The following is a 25874-nucleotide window of genomic DNA, read 5'->3' as shown; positions in this document are numbered from 1 at the left end:
TGAAAAGGGGAGAAGCAAGTGACCGACACAACGGTTAAAAAGAGAAAAAAGTGGAGTGTCTTCGATATCGTCGCATTCGTGGTTCTGGGGCTTCTAGCACTAGTAACATTTTTTCCCTTCTATAATGTTCTTATTATCTCTGTTGCAAGGTTCGAAGCGATTAGTAAAAGCGACTTTTATATTTTTCCGCTTTCGTTTGACTTGTCGGCCTACAAGTTGTTGCTTCAGGATATGAAGTTTTGGTCTTCAATTCTAAATTCTGTCATCGTAACGGTGGTTGGCGTGTTGTTCAGCATGACGATCTCTGTTGCAGGAGCATACGCATTATCCAAGCGGGGAATGCCCGGAAGAAACATAATGCTTAGCTTGATCTTGTTCACTATGTTTTTCAATGGCGGTTTAATCCCCTTTTACCTAGTCGTAAAGGATTTAGGATTCGTAAACAATATACTCGTCATGATCATACCCGCCGGTCTCAATACGTTTTATCTAATCATTATGAAAAACTATTTCAACACGATTCCTGAAAGTCTGGAAGAATCAGCTAAGCTGGATGGGGCAAATGATCTGTACATTCTTTACAAAATCATTATTCCAATCTCTGCTCCATTCATGGCGACCTTTGCTTTGTTCTATGCCGTGGAAAGATGGAATGAATGGTGGTACGCGTTGATCTTTATCAGTGACGCCTCAAAAGCTCCTCTCCAGATTTATTTACGAGAGACACTTATCACTTCGAATTCCCTGCTAAGTCAAATGGCACAGACGATGGCCGAGCAAGAGCAGACCGGGAAGGTCTACACCCCTGCACTTCAGATGGCAGCTATTGTGGTTTCGAGTATTCCGATTATTGTTGTTTATCCGTTCCTTCAGAAGCATTTTAATAAAGGCATTATGGTTGGATCAATAAAAGGATAAGAAAGATTTTAAATAGATTGATTCTATCCTAAAATAGTATAAAGGGAGGTTTATAGCATGCTTAGAAAGAAAATGATGACACTGGCATTATGTATAACTTTATTAGCTGCGGTGCTCACGGCTTGCGGTGGAGGCAATAACGACAAGGGGCAGGCGGGATCAAACGGTGAAGCGACTACGGATTCTTCTAATTCCACTGACAATCCTTACAAGGATCCGATGACGATTACGCTTGGTTTTTGGGATGCAGATGCTGAAATTGCTAACATCGAAAAAGACCCGATCGCCAAACAAGTATTGGAAAAATTCAATATTACATTAAAACCTGTCAATATGACTTGGGATGACTATACCCAGAAGATTCAAATGTGGGCTGCTTCCGGCCAATTGCCTGATATCTTCGCAATCGACGCCGTCGGCACGCAATATCAACGTAAATGGGTAGAACAAGGTGTTGTCAAAGCGCTTCCGGACCTTTCTAAGTATCCTAACCTTGCAAAATACTTCGAATCGCCGGATATTAAAGGCTTGGGTGTAGACGGAAAGTATTATACGGTTCCTCGCCGGATGTTCCCAAGTGTCGATTGGAGCGCACTGGATCGTATGGTGTTCTATCGATGGGATCTTGCTCAAAAAGCTGGTATTACAAAAGAACCAGAGACATGGGAAGAGTTTGAAGCCATGCTTGAGGCAATCGTGAAGTCGGATCCGGAAGGGAAACATATTACGGGTCTTACGACGACAACTACCAAGATGCTGGGCGGATTTTTCTGGTTGTACGGTAACCCGGTCGCCACGAGTGATGGAAGCGGCAGCGATTTTAAATGGATCAAAGAGGACGGTAAGTTTATCCCGGCTGTATTTTCGAAAAATGCGCTGCCAGCGCTTCAAAACATGAAGAATATGTACGAAAAAGGATTGATCGATCCAGATATCGCGCTTGTCAAGCCTGCAGAGTCTTATGACAATTTCGTAGCAGGCAAAGCAGCGGCTCTCCTGAGCGGTGGCGGTTTTATAAATTTAAATAGCGATATGTATGAAAAACGCTGGAAAACAGCTTATCCGGATAAGGATATCATGGAGAGCGTGAAGGCACTCAAGCCGCTTATTGGCCCTGATGGTGAACGTTCACATGCCATTTTTAAAACATACTGGTCGGAAAGTTATTTCAGCAATACGGTTGACGATAAAAAGATGGATCGCATCATGGCACTCTATGATTATGTGTTGTCACCGGAAGGCAAGGACTTATTGACTTATGGTATCGAGGGCGTGGATTACAAGATTGAAAATGGGCAGAAAGTTGTCATTGAAAAGGGTTCTTTAAATGAGAAGTATCCGGCTAGCAGATTTCTAAAGAATTTGGTGGCATATGAAACTTCGGACAGCTACACCATGGATAACCCGACAATTGCTAACGAAGGAATCCGCAAAGAAGCTGTCGATTATATTGATTGGATTCAGAAGAATACGAAGGTTCCGGATTACGACATTCGGTTAACTTATATGTCCACACCAACGAAGGATAAGTTCACTGTGCTTGACCATGATGATCTGCTCAAGATCATGCTATCCAAAGAACCGGTGGAGAGTTACTGGAATAGTATCGTGAACGATTATAAGGCTAAAGGTCTTGATAAAATGATAGAGGAAGTAAATGCGAAGGCTAAGGAACAAGGTATTGAATAATTAGTTGATAGAGAAGATCCGGGCTGAAGTAGCTCGGATCTTCCGTTTAATGACTTAGTACAGAACCAAGAATGTGCGGCAATACTGATCGCATACTTATAAGATTGGGAGGGGATAGTCTATGAACCTTAGCGTTCACTTGACAGGGTTAAATGAGAAACAGCTTTCATCCGTTTCAGAAGTAGCTGGAATATTGGGAATCCGAATGGAACCGTCAGGGATTCCGGTGAATTGTAAGCACCAAGGTAAGGGGATTCGAATATCTTTCGATGAGGTTCAGGTTATCATTGAATATGAAAAGGAGCATCAATTGATCCGGGCGCTCAGCCGATTCCTCGAGAACATACGCCGAGGAGAAAGAGTTGAAATTAATGAATCGCCGGTTTATGAACAGCTAGGCTTCATGGTAGACTGTTCGCGAAATGCTGTTCTTAATAATGAAGGATATAAGGAATTAATCCGGCGTTTAGCACTTATGGGATATTCAACGGTTCAATTGTATACGGAAGACACGTACGAACTAGAGGGACACCCTTATTTCGGTTATTTGAGAGGCCGATATACAGGGGATCAGATTCGGGAGATGGACCAGTATGCCGCGTTATTTGGTATAGAGCTGGTTCCCTGTATTCAGACGCTGGCCCATCTCGGCCAAGCTTTGAAATGGCAGGCGCATGCACCGCTTGTGGATTTCCAGGATATTCTCCTTATTGATGATCCCGGAACTTACGAATTAATTGATCGAATGTTCGCTTTTATGTCTGCTCATGTAAGCAGTCGCCGCATAAATATTGGGATGGATGAAGCTCATATGATGGGACTTGGTAAATACCTTGATAAGCATGGGTACCAGGATCGATCCTCCCTTATGTTAAAACACTTTAACACTGTTATGGAAATCGCCAGAAAATATGGTTTCCGTACGATGATGTGGAGTGACATGTTTTTCCGTCTGGCCAGTGCCGGGGAATATTACGATGCTGAAAGTCCAATCAGCCCCGATATTGTTAAGCTGATCCCCGAAGATGCTACCTTGATCTATTGGGATTACTATTCGGAGACGCAGGAGAAATACGACGGAATGTTACGCAAACATAAGCAGCTGAATGATCATATCGGATTTGCAGGTGGAGCGTGGAAATGGATGGGGTTCGCTCCGAACAATGAATTCAGTCGCCAAGTCAGTCTGTTGGCACATGACAGCTGTGTTAAGCATGGAATTCAAGAAGTGCTGATAACTGCATGGGGAGATAACGGCGCTGAGGCTTCGGTTTTCTCGGTTCTTCCTACCCTTCAACTTTGGGCCGAGCTGTGTTATACAGGACATTTCGTGGAGAACCATGTCAAAGAAAGATTCAGTAGCTGCGTGCAAGGCAATTATGATGACTTTATGGCGCTTGATGCGGCCAATTTGGTTCCAGGAAATTCGGCACCGGGGGGATGCTCCATTAATCCCGCTAAATACTTGCTTTATCAAGATGTGCTGTGTGGCTTGTTTGATCGACATGTTGTTCCTAACGTGTATTCGAAGCATTATCAGCAAAGTGCGGAAATGCTCGAACAGGCGATCACGCGTAATTCGCCTTGGCAATCCTTATTCTCTGTACAAGCCAGTTTGTGTCGCTTGCTAGAAATAAAGAGTGAAATCGGGATTTCTATACGCGATGCTTATCATCGGGGAAATTTACAGGAATTAGCTCACTTTGCCAATGTAATTTTGCCAGAGCTATCAGATTTGACCGGGCGATTTATGGATGACTATCGGGTACAATGGGAGCTGGAAAATAAGGTGTTTGGTTTTGATGTTTTTGATCTTCGTATGGGAGGAATGCTTCAGAGGATTAGGACGGCTATTCATCGAATTAATAGTTATGTTGAAGGGAAAGTGGAACAGATAGCTGAATTAGAAGAGGAGCTGCTGACGTTCGACGGTCTCGTTGACGATGACGGTCCAAGAGCGATAAGTGCGAATTTGTGGCATACGATCGCAACACCTTCCGTCATCGCAGGAGTATAAGAAAGGAGTGAGGTTATGATTGACACTAATCTGGACCATCATAATGGCACAAAGCGGCCTAACCTTTTGCTTATCACAGTGGATCAAATGCGTTTTGATTGCCTGAGCATCATGGGACATCCCGTCATTGAGACACCCAACCTGGATTCTCTTGCATCAAGAGGGATATTATTTGAACACGCTTACTCAGCTACCCCGAGTTGTATTCCCGCGAGGGCTGCTATCATGACAGGAATGGGCCAAAGATCACATGGGCGGGTGGGGTATCAGGATAAGGTTGAATGGATTTACGCCCATACGATTGCCGGAGAGCTTGCTCAAGCGGGTTATCATACGCAGTGTGTTGGCAAGATGCATGTATATCCTGCACGTAATCTATGTGGATTCCATAATGTAGTGCTTCATGATGGATATCTTCACTACAATCGGGACAAGAGCCAAGCCATATATGATGAACACTATGATCAAGTGGATGATTATTTACAATGGCTGCGAAGACAAACCAATGCCAATTCGGATATCACGGACTTAGGACTTGATTGCAATGCCTCAACAGTTGCTCGCCCCTGGCACTTGCCGGAAGCGATGCATCCAACGAATTGGTGCGTAACCGAGTCGCTAGACTTCTTACGAAGAAGAGACCCAGGAAAACCATTTTTCCTATGGTCCTCCTTCGTTCGTCCACATTCCCCCTTGGATCCGCCGCAATCTTATCTAGATATGTACAAGGACTTGGAATTTCCTGATCCTCCAGTTGGAGATTGGGTGGACGAGAATGCAGCTTTAAACAGAGCTAAGGATCCAACATCTTCGTTCACTCATTTGCCAAAGCGCAGATTGGATCGTGCCCGTGCCGCCTATTATGCGCTTATTACGCATCTTGACGACCAGATTGGGAGGTTGATCAATGGGCTGCAGGAATATGGAGTATTAAATGAAACTTTGATTCTATTCACTTCTGATCATGGTGAGATGATGGGGGATCACCATTACTTCCGTAAGTCTCTTCCATATGAAGGGAGTGCTAAGATTCCTTTCTTATTGTATGACCCGGGAGAAACGCTGGGACTTCTTGCAGGTTCCCGGCTCGATTCCGTTGTAGAGCTTCGCGATATTATGCCAACATTTCTTGAGGTTGCTGGCATCCAAATCCCAGTTACAGTTGAAGGGCAAAGTGTGATGCCACTGTGTAGGGGAGATCAGACAGTGTGGCGGTCTTATATTCATGGGGAGCATGCCTATGGCGAAAAGTCCCACCACTTCTTAACAGACGGAAGAGAGAAATACATTTGGTATTCTCAGACAGGGGAAGAGCAGTTCTTCAATCTAGTGACCGACCCCTCAGAGAAGGTTAATGCAATCGGATACACCGATAATTTCGAGCGTATACGTGAATGGAGAGAGCGGCTTATTCACGAGCTGGAGGGACGAGAGGAAGGGTTTGTAAACAACGGTGAATTGATTGCCGGACGTCCGATTTCTCATATTCTAAAGGCTTGCGAAATAGGGAAATGATCTAAACGAAGGGCAACCTGAACATTCAGGTTGCCCTTCGCCTGTTACGGAAATATTAAGGGTGTTAGCATGTGTTTTGATTTACCAGCTACTCCGGCGTTCTGGCAAAGGGTCCTGATCCTGAATCATCCGATGAACAAGCAATTCTACCATCCAAAGGCGAATTTCACTATAATCGGGATCTTCATAACGATTGAAGTTCTCTTGAGGATCCTCTTTCAAATCATATAACTCACCGTAAGTCTCTCCTGCAAAGATAACCAGCTTATAACGTGTTGTACGCAAACACTTAGCGTTAATGCCTCGATCATGAGCAATATAAGCGGTTAGTGCAGAATTACGGACATGAGGCTTCCTTCCAGCCAGCACCTCCATCTGTGACAAGCCTTGAACTCCGTAGGGACAGTTGAGACCTGCGGCTTCAAGCAGTGTGGGTACAATATCCACATGCTCCATCAAAGCAGAAACCCGTTGCCCGGAAACAATTCCAGGACCGCGTACGATCATCGGGATCCGCGTTAGACCTTCATAAAACCACGGTCCCTTGTAAATTAATCCGTGGTCGCCGAGCAGCTCTCCATGGTCGCTGGTGAATAGGACGACTACATCATCGTACATTTCTTTTTGACGCCAAGCCTTTATAATTCGTCCAATCTGTTCATCAATGAAGGTAATCATCGCATAATAATTTCGAGTGAGCCGTTTTATAAGCGCTTCATCAAGAGAATGCTCCTCACCGCCGCCAGGCCAATAGCCACCCTGACCCTGACGCAGTAGATGTTGAGGACGAAGATGCACATTATCAGCTTCTCTGGTTCGTAATGAGATGTCTGTGTCCGCGTACATATCTGCGTATGCCTTTGGAGGATCAAAGGGATGATGTGGATCGACGAAACTGGACCATAAGAATAGCGGTTGCTCGGTTTTGTGGGAGAGGATAGCTTCGATGCTCCGTTCAGCAATCCAGTATGTCTGATGCAGCTCCGGAGGAATTTCACTCTCCCACACGTCGTATTGAGCATCAGAGGCTTTGTAACGGTCCTTGCTGAAACGCTCAGCTACTTCAGGATTGCGCGCCTTAAGCCACTCTATGTATTCACCGATGCAATTGTCTTCAGTAATATGATGCTCATCAAAACCATAGTATGTTCCATCGGAGGCTCTTCCGCGATCACGATAAGCAGGCTCTTCATACTCCTGAGAAAAGTCCCCCTTCATTTGTGGACGGAAATGCATCTTTCCTACACCGATGGTTTTATAATTCGCTTGCTTGAGATGATCGCATAAAGTAAGTTCATCTTCTTTTAGTGCGGTACCGATGTTCCAAGCACCGTGAACATGCGGGTACCTTCCTGTAAAAATGGAGGAACGTGAGGGTGTACAAACAGGACTAGCACAGTAAGCTCCAGTGAAGAGCGTGCCTTCCGAAGCAAGCTTATCAAGCTCAGGTGTTAATACGGAAGCATTTTCGATTCCAAGCGCATCCGCACGCATTTGATCTGTGGTAATTAACCAAATATGAGTTTTCTTTGACATCCGTAAAAACCTCCTATGAATATTATAGCATCACAAAAGCCTCTAGCAACCAATGAATTCTCCATAATAATTCATTAGAATCGTCCATATGGAGTGATGTTTTTATTACCTATAATTGAATAGTCTATCTCAATGTTGGAGGAGAAATTTTATGCGAAAGTTATCCATATCAGGGGATCATTTTATATTAGACGAACAACCCGTCAGTCTGCTTTCTGGTGCGCTTCATTACTTCCGGATCATTCCGGAATATTGGCAGGATCGTTTGCTGAAGCTGAAGGCTTGCGGATTGAATACTGTTGAAACTTATATTCCTTGGAATTTACATGAACCAGAGGAAGGTTGCTTCAATTTCTTAGGCTTTGCTGACATCGAGGCTTTCGTTAAGCTAGCCGGAGAGCTCGGTTTGCACGTCATTTTGCGGCCAAGTCCTTATATTTGTGCGGAATGGGAATTCGGTGGATTGCCAGCTTGGTTACTTGCGGACGATAACATACAACTGCGTTGTAATGATAAGGTCTATTTAGCTAAGGTGGATGCCTACTTCGATGAGTTGCTTCCACGTCTGCGACCTTTGTTAAGCACTAACGGTGGACCTGTGCTCGCCCTTCAGGTAGAAAACGAATATGGAAGCTTTGGAAGTGACAAGACTTACCTGAACTATCTAAAAGAAGGCATGATCGCCCGCGGTATGGATGTTCTTCTGTTCACTTCGGATGGAGCTGAAGATCATATGCTCCAAGGCGGTATGATCGACGGAGTGTTCGCCACCGTAAATTTCGGTTCACGGGCTAAGGAAGCCTTTGCTAAACTACGTGAATATCAGCCTACGGGGCCATTGATGTGTATGGAATTCTGGAATGGATGGTTTGACCACTGGATGAAACCGCATAATACACGCCCCGAGTCTGAAGTAGCGGAGGCTTTAGACGAGATGCTTTCTTTAAGTGCCTCTGTAAACTTTTATATGTTCCATGGGGGGACTAATTTTGGATTTATGAACGGGGCAAATCTTTTTGAAAAATATGAACCACTCGTAACCAGCTACGATTATGATACGTTACTGGACGAATCAGGTAAGCCAACTGCAAAATTCTACGCAGCTCGAAAAATAATTGAGAAATATGTAGCGTTGCCTCCACTGGAATTACCGCCCGTAATTCAATCACGAGCATACGGTAAAGTGCTGATGACAGAATCTGTACCTTTGTTCACTCAGTTAGACATATTGTCTCACCCTGAACGTAGAGCATGTCCTGAGCCAATGGAGAAATTCGGTCAGGATTATGGATTTATCTTATATTCTACGAAGATCAGTGGGCCGCGCAGTGGAATGGAGCTCGTTCTGCAAGAAGTACGCGATCGTGCGCTTGTATTTGCGAACGGTGCTTTTGTAGGTACAGTTGAACGCTGGGATCCGAGAGGCATTCCATTAGAGGTTCCAACGGAGGGACTGCAAATCGACATCCTTGTGGAGAATATGGGGCGCGTAAATTATGGCCCGCTGCTTCGTGATCCGAAAGGTATCACATGCGGCGTTAGACTCGGCTATCAATTCCTGCATGATTGGACTATTCGTTCATTACCGTTAAACGACCTTAAAGGATTATCATTCACTCCGATAGATTGCGAACAACGTCAGCAGCCCACTTTCTACCGGGGGAACTTTCAAGTCAATAAGCCAGAGGATACTTTTTTGCGACTGGACGGATGGACCAAAGGCCAAGCTTTTATAAATGGCTTTAATTTAGGTCGCTACTGGGAGAAAGGTCCGACAAAAACGATGTATTTACCAGCTCCACTCCTGCGCCAAGGTGAAAACGAACTAATCTTATTTGAACTACATGGCGTATTGGAGTCCGTGGTTACTTTTGTAGATACACCGGAGCTCACGTGATATTTAAAGGGTGGGTAGGGACCATCATTCTGTAGTATTGATCTGATGATTCTTAATATATAATCAAGACAATAGTCATTTCATAAAATTACCACTTGAAGTGAAATCGAGAATTTGGTTGGTTTGTAGGAAGTGGTTAGAAGGAGGATTGCTAATGAGTTATGATTTGATGGCGTTTGAGACGTCTAAGGCACCGCAAGAAAGAGCGGGGTTTATGGATTGGTACGAGCAGCAAGTGAAATGGTCAGAAGACCATGCCTATAATGATCCTTCAGTTTTATCGGACGCGCTGCAACGCTTTTATGGTGAGTTGTCCGAGCAATTTCCTAATATGAATGTTGAGGATGAGATTTTTGAGGCGATGGAGGAAGCCGGAACGGATAACCGGCTAACTGATTACTCGCTTGGTTCCTCTGTTATCTATGCAGCCTTCGCTTATTCCGTTGCTGAGGAAGCTTATACGGCGATGCGGGAGTTGGCTACAAAACACAAAGTAGGATTTTTTGATGTAAGCAGCAACGAAGGCGAGATCATTTTCCTTGAAGCAAAATAATTTAGAGTGTCAGCTGGTTGCTCTTCTAGATGTTAACGTAGTGGCAACCAGCATGTTTCTGCTTTTTTATACTAATACGGACGGAATAATATAATCCTTAATCAGAGGCCACCGGTCACGAGGTTGAAGTGTGAACTCTGAGGTGATGGATACGACAAGTTTTTTTTCTGGAATGCAGCAAATGACATTACCACCATCACCTAAAGCTGAGTAGGAGTAAACCCCGTCTTCTTCGCGTAGCCACCACAAATAACCGTAATGATTAGCGTTCATCGCTATAGATTCCTCAATCCATGTCTCCGAAATAATCTGATTATTCTCCCATTTTCCACGGTTCAAAAATAATAAACCAAAACGCGCCATATCGCGTGGAGACAACGTAAGTCCCCATCCACCAGTGGTGATACGATGTGGGTCTTCCACCCAGCCCTTCACATTTACCCCAAACAAATCGTCGAACCCAAATGATTTCATCTCATAATCCGGAATTTCTTTCATTCCGATATGACTGAATAAATGCTCGTTAGCGAACTCACGGGCACTTTTTCCTGTGCAACGAGTGATGATAGCTGACAGTAAGTGAGCTCCTGCGGTGGAATATTTAAAATCACCAACATTCCCTTGGCGGCCAAGGATATCCAGTGTGTATTTGACCCAGTCGGATGATTTACACATTTGTTCCAGTGGTTCATGCCAGTCCTCGAAAGCATAGGGAGCTGTCATGGTGAGCAAATGACGTAAGGTGATCTCTTGTTTTTGCAGTTGGCCAGCAGCATCGCTTGGAACATATTCGGGGAAAAAATCCAGCACCTTCTGATCAACATGCTTGATATATCCTGCATCAATGGCAATACCAATGAGGGCGGATACGATACTTTTCGTTACAGAAGCCACATGATGCAGATCTTCTGGACCATAACCATTATAGTATTGTTCATAGGCAATATATCCATTTCTCGCCACTACGATTCCGTTTATATTACTATAGTCGGATTTAATCTTAGCTTCTATTTCTGAAAGTTGTTCTGTATCCATGCCTAAGGCAGCCGAATCTGAAGTTTGCCAGTCTTTCGTAGGCCAGTAGTTTCTGTGCATTTAGGTAACTCCTTATCTTCAAATTTTTTATGAATATCAGTGTGGCTGCGATCTTTTCTTAACAGGAAAATACACCTCAGTAACAAGATTCTCAGGATCAGCAGTTTGTGTGGGGTCCGTAAGGTATATTTCATAGGGAGAGCTAATCAATTCGTAACCTTCGTTTTCAATCCATTCTGTAAGCTTCGCATAAACGGATGTCAATTCTGAATAGGGGCCTCTATAAACCGACTTCGCACACAGCCCATCAGGTAATTCTCTAGTTTCCTTTACGATCTCCTCAATAGGTAGGGCAAACTCTGTATCATTCCCGGCAGGATTATATTCCTCACTGTGATAAATTGTTATTGGCGTACCAAGCAAGGTCAGCTTTTCAGTGGCAATGATTTCATACAGTTTGCTAAAATACTTTCCATATCCAAGCGCGTAATCATCACTGCTCAACATCTGACGTAAATAAAGGATATTCATAGGCTTAGTTTCAACAAGCTGTACTTCTATCTTGTTTAGGTAGGACATCAGAGATATCCCTTTCTCTAAATTTAAAACATCACTGTTCATTTGCTTTAAGGTGTATTCGTAAACTCGTAATTTCTCTTGTACTTCTCTTTTTTTGAGATTTAGGGCTGCACATAGCTTTTCTTCAAATTGATCCTGCTCCCATTCCAGAATGTCTTTGATCTCTTCTAAAGAGAACTGATAAGATTTCAAACGGTTAATAAAGAGCATTTTAGTTAGTTGTTTGATGGAGTAATACCTATAACCGTTCTCAGGGTTAATCTCATCAGGATGAATTAGCCCAATTTCATCATAATACCGTAGTGTTTTAGTTGACACTTCGCATATCTTCGAGAATTCACCTATGGACAGCAACTATCTCATCTCCCTTTCTTCGATATTAAATGATATATAAACTTTGAATTCGTTGGTTTGTTCATTTCCACTATGCACCTTCCCCTAAGGGTAAAGTCAATAGACAATCTAGTGTATCTAAACCAAGATGGCTAGAATAAAGTGAAGTGTCATTCGAAAAGACGTTGTGTGTTCTACAACGAGCAGAGTATACAACTGAAGAAGAACCCCGAAACCACATACAGTATGGTTTTGGGGTTCTGTTTTTTTGTTTATTATTTTTGCATCAGAATTCTGTAAATCAGCATAGCTGCTTCGGCACGTGAAGATGGAGCGGTTGGTGTAAGTTGCTGTTGACCATTTCCTTTAACGAAACCAGCTGCTACCAGTTCCGCTATATCCTCTGCCGCATATTCAGCAATTTGGTTATGGTCAGTAAAGACAACTAGTGGTGATGAAGAAGCGGGAACAGGACTCAACTTTCCTGCAGCCTTAAGCGCTCTAACCACCATAACAAACATCTCTTGTCTGGATATCGATTCATGAGGATGATAACGTCCATCGGTTTGACCATTAACGATGCCTAGTTTCTGAGCAGTCATAAGTCCCTCATAAAAATAATCACTTGGAGACACATCTGAAAAGACGATCCCGTCTACCGCGGTTAGTTCCAAAGTTCTAACTAATAAAAGTACGAAATCCGCGCGTGTAATTGCCTGATCAGGTTTAAATTCTTGTTCAGATACTCCGGTAATGACGCCTTTAGATGTTAGTACTTCTACTACGAACTTCGCCCAATGTGAATCAGACAAATCACTGAATGTCTTGTGATTGTAGACCGCCGCAAACTGGCCGGAAGAATTCGTGGTCGAGAACATAGCTTGTTTCTTGACTGCATCATAATACTCACCTATTACAGGTAGAATAAATCCGTTCGTATCAACGTTCCACACGACAATAAAAGCATTGTTCGATGCTGGGACAACTGCTGGATGAGGAAGCCCAATCTGTATAGCTGTCTGTAAATTGTTCATCTGAGCTTTTGTTCCATCCAAGCGAAGCTCATACTCGATAAGTGAGCGATTTCCTAACTTCCCTTTTAATTGCCCTGCAGCATCGACGGTTCTCAGTAACAGGGTAACCGTCTTCACGTTATCCAGCATATTCTCTGGAAATATACGATTCGGTAACATAATGGTAGCTAACGATGAAGTGAGCTCAAGCTGCAAGGTGGAAGTTCCTGCACGAAAAGCGGAAGCAGGGAGGATTACTTGATATTCCTTAACGTCAGATGCTGGATCACTTAGAAGCTGTATTCGAATTGTTTTATGACCGGATGAATTAGGTTTAGCTAATTCAATCATTTTTTGTAATGTGGATTCATTTAATATAGCACTAGCTTTCCCTGCATCAATTGTAGGAGACAGGTCAAGCCTTACACTTCCGTCCAACAGAAGTACACTTGTGGCTGAATCCTGAGTAGATAATCCAGAACTGCCTGAACTCGGTGAAGATGTCGGACTTGGTGAAGATGTCGGACTTGGTGAAGATGTCGGACTTGGTGAAGATGTCGGACTTGGTGAAGATGTCGGACTTGGTGAAGATGTCGGACTTGGTGAAGATGTCGGACTTGGTGAAGATGTCGGACTTGGTGAAGATGTCGGACTTGGTGAAGATGTCGGACTTGGTGAAGATGTCGGACTTGGTGAAGATGTCGGACTTGGTGAAGATGTCGGACTTGGTGAAGATGTCGGACTCGGTGAAGATGTCGGACTTGGTGAAGTAGTAGGACTCGGTGAAGATGTCGGACTTGGTGTAGTAGTCGGACTTGGTGAAGTAGTCGGACTCGATGTAGGAGTCGGACTTGGCTCCTGCTCGCCAAAAGGAATGAACTTCAAGAAGTCACCCCATATAACATTGCCCTCTGAATCCCTCATATAGGATTTTGCCGGAATTAAGCTTACGAAATTTGCATCCGTTAGCTGTTGACCAGACTTATTGGCTGAGGTTGCGCCATCATACATGAAATTGTTGTCAGCCGCCAATGAGGAAGGATATTGGTCTTTCGCAATGTTATTCGTCCGGTAGGATAAGAAGCCATCGATCTTAAAGTCCGCGGTAATATGGTCATAAGTCGTAAAGCTCATATTTCCACGTACATTATTGAATCCGATGTTGTTTATGGCAATAACACCTGGATTACTATTGCTTGTAAAACCATATGCTCCATTGCCGAAGGCGATAGAATCACGGATGGTATGTGTGACGTGAATGCCCTCACCACCCAGCTTAAATCCATTCTTGTCACCGGCGCCTATCGTTCCATCTGTTAAGAATCCGTTATTGAATGCAGCACTATTCTCAATCGATACAGCACCGATTGCACCGGAGCCTGCCTTAGTGTACAAATCCCATCCATCGTCGATGTTGTTATGTGCCAGACAGCCTCTAAAAATATTTCCGACGCCAGCAGTCAATTTCGCAGCGAAGCCATCAGCATTATTGTCAGATGGATCGCGGTTATCAAAGGAAGTACTGTTCAGAATTAAGTTGTAAGATGGCCATTCAGCTATTTCTTGAGCCGTTCCATCTGTACGGCTGATTTGTAGACCAGTGTCTCCATTAGCATAAAAGCGGCTATTTTCAACGATGTTATAATTTCCTCCAACTGTAAAGCCCTTAGTATTACCGGCCGAGCGGGTGAAATCAAGTCCCTTCACATGCCAATAGTTCCCGCTCAAGAGAACACCTTCAGTTTTTTTATCAAAATCGATAATGGGTCTTGCTCCAGGTGCAGCTTCCAAGTACTTCTTCGCATTCTCGTCTCCATCATTGTACTTCTTAATATGGAGTGATGAATTCCGCACATAACGACCATCAAGTAGGATAATGTGTTGACCTGGCTTGACGAAATCAATAGCGGTATCGATATCAAGCGGGAGATCAATCGATCCATCACCAGCACTTGTACCGGTTGGGGATACATAAATATCTTCACCCATGGGATCATAGCTTTTCATTATGACTGTAAAGTTACGAATTATCTTGTTATAAGAGGTCAAATACTGCGTGTCATCTGGTAAAAAAGTAATGCTGAAGTTCGTATCTCCTTGATTCACTAGTGTAGCTGGAATAGAAATACGCTTGCCTGCTACGGCTTTATTGTCTTGCGCGATTACCGTAGAACCTTGCTTCAGTGTCACAGATCCGTTGACGTTTGAACGTACAATCATTTGGTAATTCGGATCTGAAGTCTTGCTCAGCGAAAGGATATCTATGTTAGGTGTGACCGGAGGTGTAGGAGGTTCAACTTTAGGTGAATCCGTTGCTGCTGAAGTTACTGTTAATTGGATATTGCTGATATGGATTGTAGCTAGACGAGCCACATAAAACCCTACATACATCTTTGAATCTTGTATGTTAAGAATATCAGGCGTAAAGTGTATAGCTTCCTGATCGTTATTAAGTTGTCCAGTAAAGCCGCTATTCGTTTTAGCAAGTGTTAGACGATATGGGGCTTCAGGGGCTGTGTTGTTAGGTGCAGGGCGTTCTTTTTTGAGCATGATCGTTTGAATGCCTTTACTTCCAGTTCCGTCTGGCTTTTCCACACCGGTTCGAACAAACAGCTGAGTTCCATTATCATTTCTTGTACCACCGCTGTAACCACCTATAGCAGCAATGTTAGAGGCAAATACACTAGAATTTCCTGATGTGCCGATGGCGTCTCGTGCCATTATCCCGAACGATTCTTGACCGTCATATGGATTTTTCGCATAAGCCAACACTTGAATATCCGCTGACAGAACGAAATTATCTTCTGACGCATCTAGTTCGGTGTAATAGAAGGTAATACCGTCATGGTCTTCGGTGACCTTTCCGCCGCCTTCCAGTGCGATAATCTCTACCGATCCATCATCTTTTAGAATCGTCTGGTTATTAGTGGTCGATGTAGATTGACCGAATTGAATGCTACGCCATACAGGTTCCGTCTTTTCCTTAACAGTAACAGAATACGTAATCGGCTTAATGGACGCATCTGTGGGGATGATACCGATTTCATAAACGCCGGGCTTTTGATTATCGAATTGAGAGGTGTCGAGAGTGAAGGTACTTAGAACTTCTCTATCCGAATTGTCATACACTTTAGACACGATCAAACCCTTGCTATCAAAAGTATCGTTTAAGTAATAGGTCGTTTTTGGATAACTAGATACTTCGATTCTTGCTAGCTTCTTCATTTTGACCTTCACTTGGAAAGAGGCTGTTAATCCCTTATGGGTGACTGTGATTTTTTTATCTCCAGGAGTCAAGGTGTTCAGAGGAGAGACAGTGTATTCATTGTTCATTAGCCGAAGCTCAGTTCCATCAGAATAATGAGCATAAAGGATAATCCCTTCTAATTTGATGGAATCACCGATGTAATAGACCGTTTGCTTTGGCTCATTTCTGATTTCCAACGTAGATAGAGTTGCATCAATGACTTCAATGTTAAAGGCAGTTGTTATTAATGGAGTCTCCGTCGATCTAATCGTAACCTTATATGAGCCTGACTGTGACAACAGATACGGCAACAGATCCGATACGGGTTGCTCATTAATAGAGAGCGTATAGAGTTCACTAGTCAGTTCTTTCGTTAAGAATCCATCATTATAATTAGCAACAACAACAAGACCTTCCGGATCGAATGCATCCCCTGGATAGTAGACCGTTTTCGCTGGATCATACTTAACCATTAATGAGGTCATGGATAATGGAACGATTTGAAGCGTGATTGTTACTGAAGCGCCGTTATAGTTAATCGTTACTGTATTCTCCCCAACCTTACTGCTATCAAATCCGGAAACAATATAATCAGTGGGAGACAAAACGGCTTCACTGTTATCAGAAAAGATGGCCTTAACGACCAGTCCAGATAAATCCAGTGATTCGCCAACCAGATAGGAGGTTTTGGACATCGCACTTGTATCAGCCATTAAGTTCGTTACGATTTTGGACTCGACCTTAATGTCGATTTCGCTAAAGGTTACGGTTGCGTCCCTAGCTACATAAAGCCCTGCGAAGATCGTATCATTGAACGTATCGTCCAATGTCACTATTTCGGTTTGGTCACCGATGCTTAGCAGATAGGTAGTGCCCGATTTTTTAATGCTGAGATCATAGGCTTCACCTGCAGTGGGGGGATTGCTGCCGCTAAATGGGGTGAGCTTTACTTGTGTTGTTTTTTTATAAAAACCTTTCATCACCTGATCCAAAGCACCCACAGCAGTATAGTTAGAAGTTGTCGTGTTAGAATCACCATTTATTCCTACCGAATCTCTCAACATAAGTCCGAAGGATTTCTGGTTAGGTGTACTGACGCTGCTATTGCTATTAAATGAAGTAACATTAGCTTTGGCTTTCAATTCAAAGTTAGCATCATTAGGAATCTCTTTGTAGTAAAAAGATAGTCCTTCATCACTGCTTGAGATTTTGCCTCCGTAGGTGGTCATTGTAACTGTAGAGTGGTCTTCTATCACTGGTTCAGGATTCTTAGTGGGATTTGTATTTCCCCCGAAGGCGCTAAACTCCCAAGGCCCAAGCTCAACTTGACCTTCTTGACTTAAGTGTACGTTACGGAACGTCACCGTCGTATTTCTAGCAGTATAAAGACCGGCATATTGAATAGAGCCTTCAAAGCTTTCAATCATTTTGGTTTCATTCCCGATCTTTACTACATACAAATTCCCTGTCTTTTTGATGCTTAGTTCATATTCTTCACCCTGGGTAGGCCGATTAACGTTATCGAATTCGTACCCAAGCTTCTGTAAGCTGGCATTTTGTAATTTGTGAAACGCTTTCATTTCTTGGTCCAATGAACCCACTGCTACGTAATCTCCGGAGTACGCTCCGAATTGGTTATTCCACACATTGCTGCGGAGCATGATGCCGAAGGATACCTGGTTATTCGCTGTCCAACTATCCACATGAGCGGTTGCTGTTAATTCAAAATTAACGCCCGGATCAATCTCTTGAAAATAATAAGCGATACCTTCCGTGCTGCCCGATACTTTGCCTCTGTCGTTAGAGCTTCTAAGCGTAACTGATCCGCCTGCGTTCTCTTTGATTCCAAAGTTTGCCGACGTAATTTTGTCCTGACCTCCAACGTCACCAAATACGCTTCCATTCCATTTACTTTGAATGTTAATCATCCCATCGTCAGGATCAGTGACCTCCTCTGCAAACATGGATGGTGGAAAAGATGAAACCAAGAGTAGGAAGGTTACTAGCATGGCTAACAAACGTTGATGTGTTCTCAATGATTAAAACCTCTCCTTATAGACCGATTTTTGACCAAAGCTTAATGTTTGATCATCCGAGATTATACTTTATCGTTGAAAAGTACAGCTATAATCAATACTCCATATACCACTGTATATAAGGGATGTAAGGGAGGATGTGAGTTAATGACACTCGGTTTACGGATACTTGAATTCGGTGTTGAGCAATAAAAAAGGAGAACGGCTAATGGGCTTTAACCCAAAAGTTGTTCTCCATTTTAAATTATCTGAAGTTCATGTAGTTGAAATTCCATCCATTCGTTAAAGCATACACTCGAAGAGTATTATAACAGGTTGGGCTACTTGTGTTACCACATTAATTACGTAAGTGGCGCTTGTAGTTGCAGAATCCGTCATTAACTCCTTGAATGCTTTGGCCTTGAGTGTCAAATTCTGTGTCACAGAAATAGAAGCAATATATTTTAACGATGATGCACTAGGTTCACTGCCGTCCGTGCCCTATAATAACGGCAACATTTGCGGCTCAGAACGCGAGGGATGTTAAAGTGTTACTGAGAGTGAGTCTTAATAAATCGGCTAAGATCATTTAAATATTGATCATCCACCAATTGTCGTGGAAAGAAGACAGCTGTTAAATAAGTCCTTAATGGGGATGCGGCATTCTTTTTTGACAGCATAGAGTGGTCAGCGTTGGGAAAATAAGAGACAGAGAGCAAGCTAACAGGTATTTTTTCACGGTAAATACGTTCGGTTTCCTCAATATCTACATTGATATCTTGACCGCCGAGTACTAGATGGACAGGAGCATTGAAGTAACTAAGTTCTTTGGTGGCATCAGACTGATAGTTTTTGGCGATAAATCCCCAGCGTTCCTTAGAAATCAATTTCTCGGATTGTGCAATTCGCAAGTAATCTTCATAAGAGGCACGTTCGTTAAGTAGTTGTAAGACTTGAGCGTTATAGTGTTCTTTCGCTTGGATCTCATATTCCGAGAACCCTTCGTTTTCCATTTCTAATCTTGTATTGTATTTACCTTGAGAAATCCAGTTCACGGCAGGCGATACAAGAATACTGAACGCGAGATCAGGTACTTCTCTTACGATCTTAGGAATCACCCATCCGGCTTGACTTGCCCCCCACAAACCAATAGATTGCGGATCAATCATCGGCAAGGCTTTCGCCCAGTTAATTGCTGCTATTGTTTCCTGAGCACGATCTTCCATACTTTGCTCCAACCAGTTGCCGGAGGAACCACCAATACCAGGCTTGTTAAGAGACAACGAAGCATATCCTACAGATGCGAATTTCTCCCACAAGGGTTTATACCCATCATCGTATGAGTCATTTATGGGACCATCACCATGTACAAAAACCACCAGCCCTACGTTTCCAGAATAGTTCTGGGGCAGAATTAAAGTTCCTGTTAGTTTACCCTGAGGGGTTTCGATTTCTATCTTTTTCTCAATCATTTCATATGAATGCTGTTTTAACACGAATAAGCCTAAAGCTAACAATAAACCAGTAATTATCCATGCGGTTAATTTAATATTTAATCTCATTTACTGCACTCCTAGGGTGTAGTGGTGAACTCCTTGTCATGTAAAGCCAATTTGCCTCTTTAAAAAGTAGGTGTTTAATCCCGCTATAGTTAGATTGAACGATACCAAAGTTCATCTGTTGGTACATTTGAATAGCTTGTTTATTATTTTCAGCAACATGTAGCGTTAATTTGTCCATGTCTGAATGACTGTTTACAAATTCTATAGCCCAACTAAGCAGCTGCTTGCCGATTCCTTTATTGCGGTGACTAGATCGAACGGCCAAATGCTCGATGTAACATTCTTTTGCCCGAGGCTGATAATTCAAAAAACGTAATCCGACCATTAACTTACATACATTTATATATCCAAACTGCTTGAATACTTGTGAATGGGAATTACGTTGTGGCGTTTTAAGGTTACTTCTCTTTGGGGCCCGGCAGTCCTTCCACTTTATGCTGAGCGTACCGACAACTTCTCCATTTTCTTGGGCGACGATTTGTTGTGATGATGTGGATTGTTGCTCAAGCGCCCAGAGTCCGAAGAGTAGGTCAGTAATATCATCGTCGTCCAGTGGGATGAGGGAGTGGAACTTCCCATGGAACGCGTCCACTAAAAGACTGCACACTGCTCTACGATCTTGTTCTTGATATTCAGCTATTACAATCTTGTTCAGATTTATCATGCTACACCGTCAGAATCATATTTGATTTTTATTTGAATTTCAAAATGAAGCTTGTCATTGTTGAACATGGATAAATAGGATTTTTCCAAAATGATCAGTTGTCCCTGAATTGTATAATGATGCTGTGTTAAATAGTGTTCCAGTTGCGCAATCTCACGTTCAATATCTTGATCATCCGTCACGAAAAAAGCTTTATAGAGGTAGCTACCTTTTTCTAGAATGATGTCCGGTGATTGATTGCTTTCATAACATAAGGTTACTTGTTCATTTTCGTATAAATAATGCAGATCTGTTTCGAATAAATGTGATAGATACGGCTTTTTTTCATACAAACTTCGAGCGGTGAGTGACTTATCTTGGTCAAGTTCTATCCATTTTTTTAAATGACGAGTATCCAATTGCTTAATACTATATTTGTCTTCTAGAATGTCGGATTGCTCGTATTCGTTAAGTATCTTTTGTAAAAACTGCTGCAACAACATTAGCTGGTTTATTTCAGAGTTTATTTTACTTTGAGATTGCTTCAAAAGCTGATGGTAGTCAGTTGTGGAGAAGTTATTCATACTTTTGTTAATTGTGCTGACTGGTATGTCTAATTTGCGAAGCAATAAGATCTGGGCCAACTGATAAATCTCATTAATCCCATACATCCGGTATTGATTGCTATCGGTATAGGCTGGAAATAAAATCTCTTTTTCTTCAAAATATCGGATTTGGTGCACAGATACATTCATAAGTTTTGAAAGTTCACCAATCGTTATGTGTTGATTCAAGGGTGTCGCTCCTATCTGTTGGGTATTTGTTGAATGCAATAACTATAAACCTTAGGTCTGACCTAAGGTCAAGCTTGGATTAAGCTGTCGTTTTATTAATTTGTCGAATCATGAAGGAAAACGGAAAATTTTATAGAATTATCTATCGTCATCTATCTCATGTAATTCAAGTGTTGCACAATGCCCCAAGCGTATGCTGCAGCTTTACTACTCCATAGAAAAGGGGCCTACGATGCTCAAAAGGACATTATTTATCTATTTAATAGCTTTCCTTTCGTTAGCTACAATTCCACTATCCATTGTTATAAATAACGATCAGCATGAGAATCATCCGCAAGTTCAGAAGGGTAGCATGGATCTTTCGACATGGAATTATAAGCAACAAAAGATCATCAAGCTAGACGGGGAGTGGGAATTTTATTGGAACCAGCTACTCACACCTGAGCATTTTATAGATCCAAGCATTGACAAACCAGCCCCTACAGCATGGATGGAGGTCCCCTCACGATGGAACGGTAAAGTGATTGATGGTCAGCCATTACCTGCATTTGGTTCTGCTACCTATCGCATGGTGCTGAAAAACTTACCTGTAGACGGTGTATTTGCATTGAAAAAGACGAATATACGCTTTTCAAGTGCGATATATGTGAATGGACATCTACTCATTAAAGACGGTAAGCCTTCTATCAGTACAGCCGATTACCAGTCGGGGAATATTCCGCAAATCGGGCTTTTTTCAGCTGAAAAAGGTGACGTAGAGATCATTATTCAAGTTTCTAACTATGAATATGTAAATGCAGGCATTCCGGTATCTCTGACCTTTGGCGAGGAAGCCGCGATGATGGAGACCCAGCAGAAGAGTATGGCTCGTGAATTTAGCACCGTTGCAATTTTGGGAACATTATCCCTTATTTTTGTCATCTGCTTTGTGGCGGCTGCATTATACCGTAAGAAGGATTACTCCCTGCTTGTGTTTGCAATTATTTGTTTACTGCTCGCGATCTATCATGGCTTGATTGGAGAACGTTCGCTGTTACTGTTTTTTCCCAGTCTCTCGTTCAATGTGTTATACAAAGTGAAGGACATTAGCTCCATCTCGTGTTTTATTGTTCTGGCTATATTTTTCTACCAAATGCACAAAAGCATTATCTCTTTAAAGCTTACGCAAGTTGTAACGATCATACTAGGCAGCTTTATATTTCTGGTAGCGATTCTACCTATTCGTACTTACACGGTCTTCTCACCGTACGTGATCATTGTATATGAATTGATGTTAATTTGGATGCTGTGTAGAGTGGCTATCCTGTATATTAGAAGCGCAGAAGTAAATCGGATCAAATCATTGCTGCTGTTCTTAGCGATTCTTGCGATCAATCTGTACTCCATAGACGTAATCCTGTTTGCACTTTCGATGAAAGAAAATCTATGGCTCGGACAGTTTTACATCGTAGCCTTTAATATCATTATGATCGTTCTGATTGTTCTTCGTTTTTTCGAGGCATATCATACGATAGACGAAATGAAAAACCAGCTGATCGGGCTGGACAAAATTAAAGATGAGTTTCTTTCCAATACCTCTCATGAGCTGAAAACTCCGCTAAATGCCATAGTGAACATTACCGCTACACTTCTTAATGGGGTAGAGGGTCCAGTTACCGAAAGGCAAGCGCAGAACCTAGCAATCGTATTGGGCAGTGGAAGAAGACTAACTTATATGGTGAACGAACTGCTCGATTATTCCAAAATGAAGCATGGGGATATCACGTTATACAAAAGCACCCTAGATCTGAAAGCTGTTATTGATTCTGTCATCGGTATTCATTCGTTCCTGCTCGGAGAAAAGTCGATTTTTCTCATAAATAATGTCGCTTCAGATTTCCCTCCTGTACATGCAGATGGCAATCGTCTGATTCAAATTTTGCACAACTTGGTAGATAATGCGATTAAATTTACGGAGCAAGGTGAAATACATATTAGTGCTAAAACTATCCTTCATGAATGGGTTGAAGTTCGTGTAGCAGACACGGGAATCGGAATTGCACCGGATATGCAGAAACGTATTTTTATGGCTTATGAGCAGGTGGATGAAGCTGAAATTCATAGTCACGGTGGCACAGGTCTCGGTCTAAGCATTACGAAGAAGTTAGTGGAGCTGCATGGCGGGAACATTAGAGTGGAATCTGTTACGGGCAAAGGTTCGGTTTTTATTTTCACCCTTCCACGGTGGGATCGAATATCTAATCAAATCACGGGTCCAATTGTGGAAAAGACACTTCCGTTTAAAGAGGTTCTCTTCCCGCGCCAGGAGTATCCTGTTTATTTCAAAGGTAAAATCAATGAGCCAATTTTGGTCGTGGACGATGATTATGCCAACCTTCAATCCATGATCAACCTGTTCAAGCTGGAGGGGTATTCCATTGTTGTTGTGAACCGAGGGCAATTAGCACTCGATGAGTTATCGAAGAATTCAGACTTCTTCCTCGTTGTGCTGGACATTACAATGCCGGACATTTCTGGTTATGAGGTTCTGCAAAAGATCAGAGAAAGATTTACCCCCTTTGAGCTCCCGGTGTTAATGCTGACGGCGAAGAATAGAGTTACAGAGATGAAAATGTCCATGGATAATGGGGCAAATGATTATGTGGGGAAGCCGTTCGAAGCGGAGGAGCTAATGGCGAGAGTGAAGAGTCTGACCCGATTAAGAGTTTCCGTGAAGCAGGCTAAAGATGCTGAGATAGCCTTTTTACGTTCTCAGATTAAACCTCATTTCTTGTACAATGCCCTGAATTCAATTGCTGCATTATGTGTGGAAGAGCCTGAGCAAGCAGAGGAATTAACGCTGGAGCTGTCGCAGTATTTGAGAAGCAGCTTTGATTTCAAACAATTGGATTCATTAACGACCCTGGAGAGTGAGCTGGAACTGGTTAATGCTTATATTAATATTGAAAAAGTGCGCTTTGGTGCTAGATTGCAAGTCCAGTATGATATAACCGCAAATACGGATAGCCGGATTCCTCCGCTTATTCTTCAACCTCTGGTGGAAAATGCCATAAGACATGGCCTGATGTCCAATTTACGGGGAGGAAAGGTAACTATATCTGTCAAAGAGTCAGACCCTTCAATGGTCAGCTTTGTTGTAGAAGATGATGGATGCGGAATGAGCGAACACAAGCTGGAAGAGATCATGAAATCTGATGTAGATAAAAGAGGTGTGGGGCTGTGGAATATTAGTCAGCGCATCAAACTTCTTTATGGAAAGAGCATTCGTATTCAAAGTGATGAAGGAAAAGGTACAAGGATTTCTTTTGACATCCCCAAACAGCAATTGAACCGGCTAGGAGGTTGAAGCATGCTGCGAGCCATTATCGTAGATGATGAAGAATTATCACTAAAGCGTTTAAAAAGGATATTGTCTCAGAGTGGAGAGATTGAAGTATACGATACTTTTCTGGATCCGACGGAAGCTTATGAATTTGTGAAGGGGAATTCGATAGATGTAGCATTTTTGGACATTTCTATGCCTGACACGAATGGGATGAAGCTCTCCGCCCTTTTGCATGCATTAGATGAATCGATAGATGTAGTTTTTGTTACAGGGTATGACGAATACGCACTGCAAGCCTTTGAACTGAGCGCTGTGGATTATCTGCTGAAGCCTGTTACTGCGCAGCGTTTATCAAAAACTGTGGATAAGATCAAAAAAATGAATAAAGGTGTGACGGTTCAACCTGTCATAGAAGTTCTTTTATTTAATGGACTTAAGATATACCGCCGTACACAAGACAGAGTGCCTATCAAGCTAAGAAGCCCAAAAACGGAGGAATTGTTTGCCTTTTTGATTAGTAAAGGAACGGTTAGCCGAGAAGAAATTATCGACACCTTATGGAGTGGGTTAGAGCCTGAAAAAGCACTTAAGAATCTGAACTCTACCCTGTATTATATTCGAAAAGCAATCGGTACTAGCTTTATTAAGACCAGTAGAAACGAAATTAGTATAGAGGAACGAAGCATTTATTGTGATTTGTATGAGTTTGAGCGTTTACTGAAGCAAATTAGACAAGGCTCTAAAAAACATTCAGAATGGTTCAATCAAGTAGAAACACTGTATTCGGGGGCCTTTCTTAAAGGAAAAGCATACGATTGGGCTAGTGGGAAGACAGGCCGACTTGAACAAGATTTTATTGGACTGCTGGAACTAGCGGCTAGATTGCACATGGATCAGAACGAGCGTCAACAATCGCTGCATTACTTTGAGCGAATATTGAAATTGGATCCCTTGAGAGAAGATATCCATCAGGAAATCATCCATTTGTATATTGAACTAGGGCGAATGAATGAAGCTTATCGACGATATGGGCAATTGGAAGAGACCCTTCAACAGGAGCTTGGAACTTCACCTGATCCTAAGCTCAAAGCGTTGATTATGAAGATGATGAACTAGTATAAAGAAAAAGAGAACCGACGAATCGATTAGATTTCGTAGGTTCTCTTTTTTTGTTTATTTTTCGTTTATCATAATTTTGTATAA

At 42.5% G+C, this 25874-nt stretch carries 15 protein-coding genes and 1 pseudogene; 8 read left to right on the top strand and 8 right to left on the bottom strand.

Annotation, left to right across the window (positions count from 1 at the left end; genetic code table 11):
• Positions 1 to 18 precede the first annotated feature (18 nt).
• The 4 genes from R50345_RS17175 (at position 19) to R50345_RS17160 (ending at position 6139) form a co-directional block, all read left to right on the top strand.
• Positions 19 to 918 (top strand): carbohydrate ABC transporter permease, encoded by a 900-nt coding sequence (locus R50345_RS17175; protein WP_042128541.1) that lies wholly within the window; start codon positions 19 to 21, stop codon positions 916 to 918.
• A 57-nt stretch (positions 919 to 975) separates the two neighbouring features.
• Positions 976 to 2607, top strand: a complete 1632-nt coding sequence (locus R50345_RS17170; RefSeq protein WP_042128539.1) for an extracellular solute-binding protein — start codon at positions 976 to 978, stop codon at positions 2605 to 2607.
• 121 nt (positions 2608 to 2728) lie between these two features.
• Positions 2729 to 4624: a beta-N-acetylhexosaminidase gene (locus R50345_RS17165; protein WP_042128537.1), complete on the top strand. Its 1896-nt coding sequence runs from the start codon at positions 2729 to 2731 to the stop codon at positions 4622 to 4624.
• A 15-nt stretch (positions 4625 to 4639) separates the two neighbouring features.
• Positions 4640 to 6139: an arylsulfatase gene (locus tag R50345_RS17160; RefSeq protein WP_042128535.1), complete on the top strand. Its 1500-nt coding sequence runs from the start codon at positions 4640 to 4642 to the stop codon at positions 6137 to 6139.
• 81 nt (positions 6140 to 6220) lie between these two features.
• Here R50345_RS17160 and R50345_RS17155 read toward each other — a convergent pair whose 3' ends face one another.
• A complete protein-coding gene (locus tag R50345_RS17155) occupies positions 6221 to 7675 on the bottom strand; it encodes a sulfatase family protein (protein ID WP_042128533.1) in 1455 nt (484 codons plus the stop codon).
• A 151-nt stretch (positions 7676 to 7826) separates the two neighbouring features.
• Between R50345_RS17155 and R50345_RS17150 the strand changes: the two genes are divergently transcribed.
• Together R50345_RS17150 and R50345_RS17145 are read left to right on the top strand one after the other, a co-directional pair.
• Positions 7827 to 9572, top strand: coding sequence for a glycoside hydrolase family 35 protein (locus R50345_RS17150; protein ID WP_042128531.1), 1746 nt, complete (start codon positions 7827 to 7829; stop codon positions 9570 to 9572).
• A gap of 154 nt (positions 9573 to 9726) precedes the next feature.
• Positions 9727 to 10125, top strand: coding sequence for a hypothetical protein (locus R50345_RS17145; RefSeq protein WP_042128529.1), 399 nt, complete (start codon positions 9727 to 9729; stop codon positions 10123 to 10125).
• A 66-nt stretch (positions 10126 to 10191) separates the two neighbouring features.
• Here the strand turns inward: R50345_RS17145 and R50345_RS17140 are convergent, their stop codons facing one another.
• From R50345_RS17140 to R50345_RS17115, 7 genes and pseudogenes are all read right to left on the bottom strand, one after another.
• Positions 10192 to 11220, bottom strand: a complete 1029-nt coding sequence (locus R50345_RS17140; protein ID WP_042128527.1) for a serine hydrolase domain-containing protein — start codon at positions 11218 to 11220, stop codon at positions 10192 to 10194.
• A 36-nt stretch (positions 11221 to 11256) separates the two neighbouring features.
• A complete protein-coding gene (locus R50345_RS17135) occupies positions 11257 to 12093 on the bottom strand; it encodes a MerR family transcriptional regulator (protein ID WP_042128525.1) in 837 nt (278 codons plus the stop codon).
• A gap of 254 nt (positions 12094 to 12347) precedes the next feature.
• Positions 12348 to 18368 carry a right-handed parallel beta-helix repeat-containing protein gene (locus tag R50345_RS30365; RefSeq protein WP_052414635.1) on the bottom strand — a complete coding sequence of 2007 codons (6021 nt, stop codon included), beginning with the start codon at positions 18366 to 18368 and terminating at the stop codon, positions 12348 to 12350.
• 282 nt (positions 18369 to 18650) lie between these two features.
• Positions 18651 to 18833 (bottom strand): annotated as a pseudogene (locus R50345_RS32455) (chitobiase/beta-hexosaminidase C-terminal domain-containing protein); the annotation flags it as partial.
• Between the two features lie 65 nt (positions 18834 to 18898).
• Positions 18899 to 19909, bottom strand: coding sequence for an alpha/beta hydrolase family protein (locus tag R50345_RS17125; protein WP_042128522.1), 1011 nt, complete (start codon positions 19907 to 19909; stop codon positions 18899 to 18901).
• A complete protein-coding gene (locus R50345_RS17120; RefSeq protein WP_197069687.1) occupies positions 19893 to 20516 on the bottom strand; it encodes a GNAT family N-acetyltransferase in 624 nt (207 codons plus the stop codon). The genes R50345_RS17125 and R50345_RS17120 overlap by 17 nt, the downstream gene beginning before the upstream one ends.
• A gap of 53 nt (positions 20517 to 20569) precedes the next feature.
• Positions 20570 to 21346, bottom strand: a complete 777-nt coding sequence (locus R50345_RS17115) for a helix-turn-helix domain-containing protein (RefSeq protein WP_042128518.1) — start codon at positions 21344 to 21346, stop codon at positions 20570 to 20572.
• Positions 21347 to 21578: 232 nt separating this feature from the next.
• Between R50345_RS17115 and R50345_RS17110 the strand changes: the two genes are divergently transcribed.
• Positions 21579 to 24692, top strand: coding sequence for a hybrid sensor histidine kinase/response regulator (locus R50345_RS17110; protein WP_042128516.1), 3114 nt, complete (start codon positions 21579 to 21581; stop codon positions 24690 to 24692).
• Positions 24693 to 24695: 3 nt separating this feature from the next.
• Entirely contained in the window at positions 24696 to 25787 is a 1092-nt protein-coding gene (locus R50345_RS17105; protein WP_042128514.1) for a response regulator, read from the top strand.
• Positions 25788 to 25874 lie beyond the last annotated feature (87 nt).

This window comes from Paenibacillus sp. FSL R5-0345 (assembly GCF_000758585.1).
GTDB lineage: Bacteria > Bacillota > Bacilli > Paenibacillales > Paenibacillaceae > Paenibacillus_AQ.
The sequence above is the reverse complement of the archived record's forward strand: the minus strand, read 5'-3'. Positions and strand labels throughout refer to the sequence as shown.

Bases quoted from the DNA above. Each gene is read 5' to 3' on its own strand.
- R50345_RS17170 (WP_042128539.1), top strand. From the start codon at position 976: ATGCTTAGAAAGAAAATGATGACACTGGCATTATGTATAACTTTATTA.
- R50345_RS17165 (WP_042128537.1), top strand. From the start codon at position 2,729: ATGAACCTTAGCGTTCACTTGACAGGGTTAAATGAGAAACAGCTTTCA.
- R50345_RS17160 (WP_042128535.1), top strand. From the start codon at position 4,640: ATGATTGACACTAATCTGGACCATCATAATGGCACAAAGCGGCCTAAC.
- R50345_RS17155 (WP_042128533.1), bottom strand. From the start codon at position 7,675: ATGTCAAAGAAAACTCATATTTGGTTAATTACCACAGATCAAATGCGT.
- R50345_RS17150 (WP_042128531.1), top strand. From the start codon at position 7,827: ATGCGAAAGTTATCCATATCAGGGGATCATTTTATATTAGACGAACAA.
- R50345_RS17145 (WP_042128529.1), top strand. From the start codon at position 9,727: ATGAGTTATGATTTGATGGCGTTTGAGACGTCTAAGGCACCGCAAGAA.
- R50345_RS17140 (WP_042128527.1), bottom strand. From the start codon at position 11,220: ATGCACAGAAACTACTGGCCTACGAAAGACTGGCAAACTTCAGATTCG.
- R50345_RS17125 (WP_042128522.1), bottom strand. From the start codon at position 19,909: ATGAGATTAAATATTAAATTAACCGCATGGATAATTACTGGTTTATTG.
- R50345_RS17110 (WP_042128516.1), top strand. From the start codon at position 21,579: ATGCTCAAAAGGACATTATTTATCTATTTAATAGCTTTCCTTTCGTTA.
- R50345_RS17105 (WP_042128514.1), top strand. From the start codon at position 24,696: ATGCTGCGAGCCATTATCGTAGATGATGAAGAATTATCACTAAAGCGT.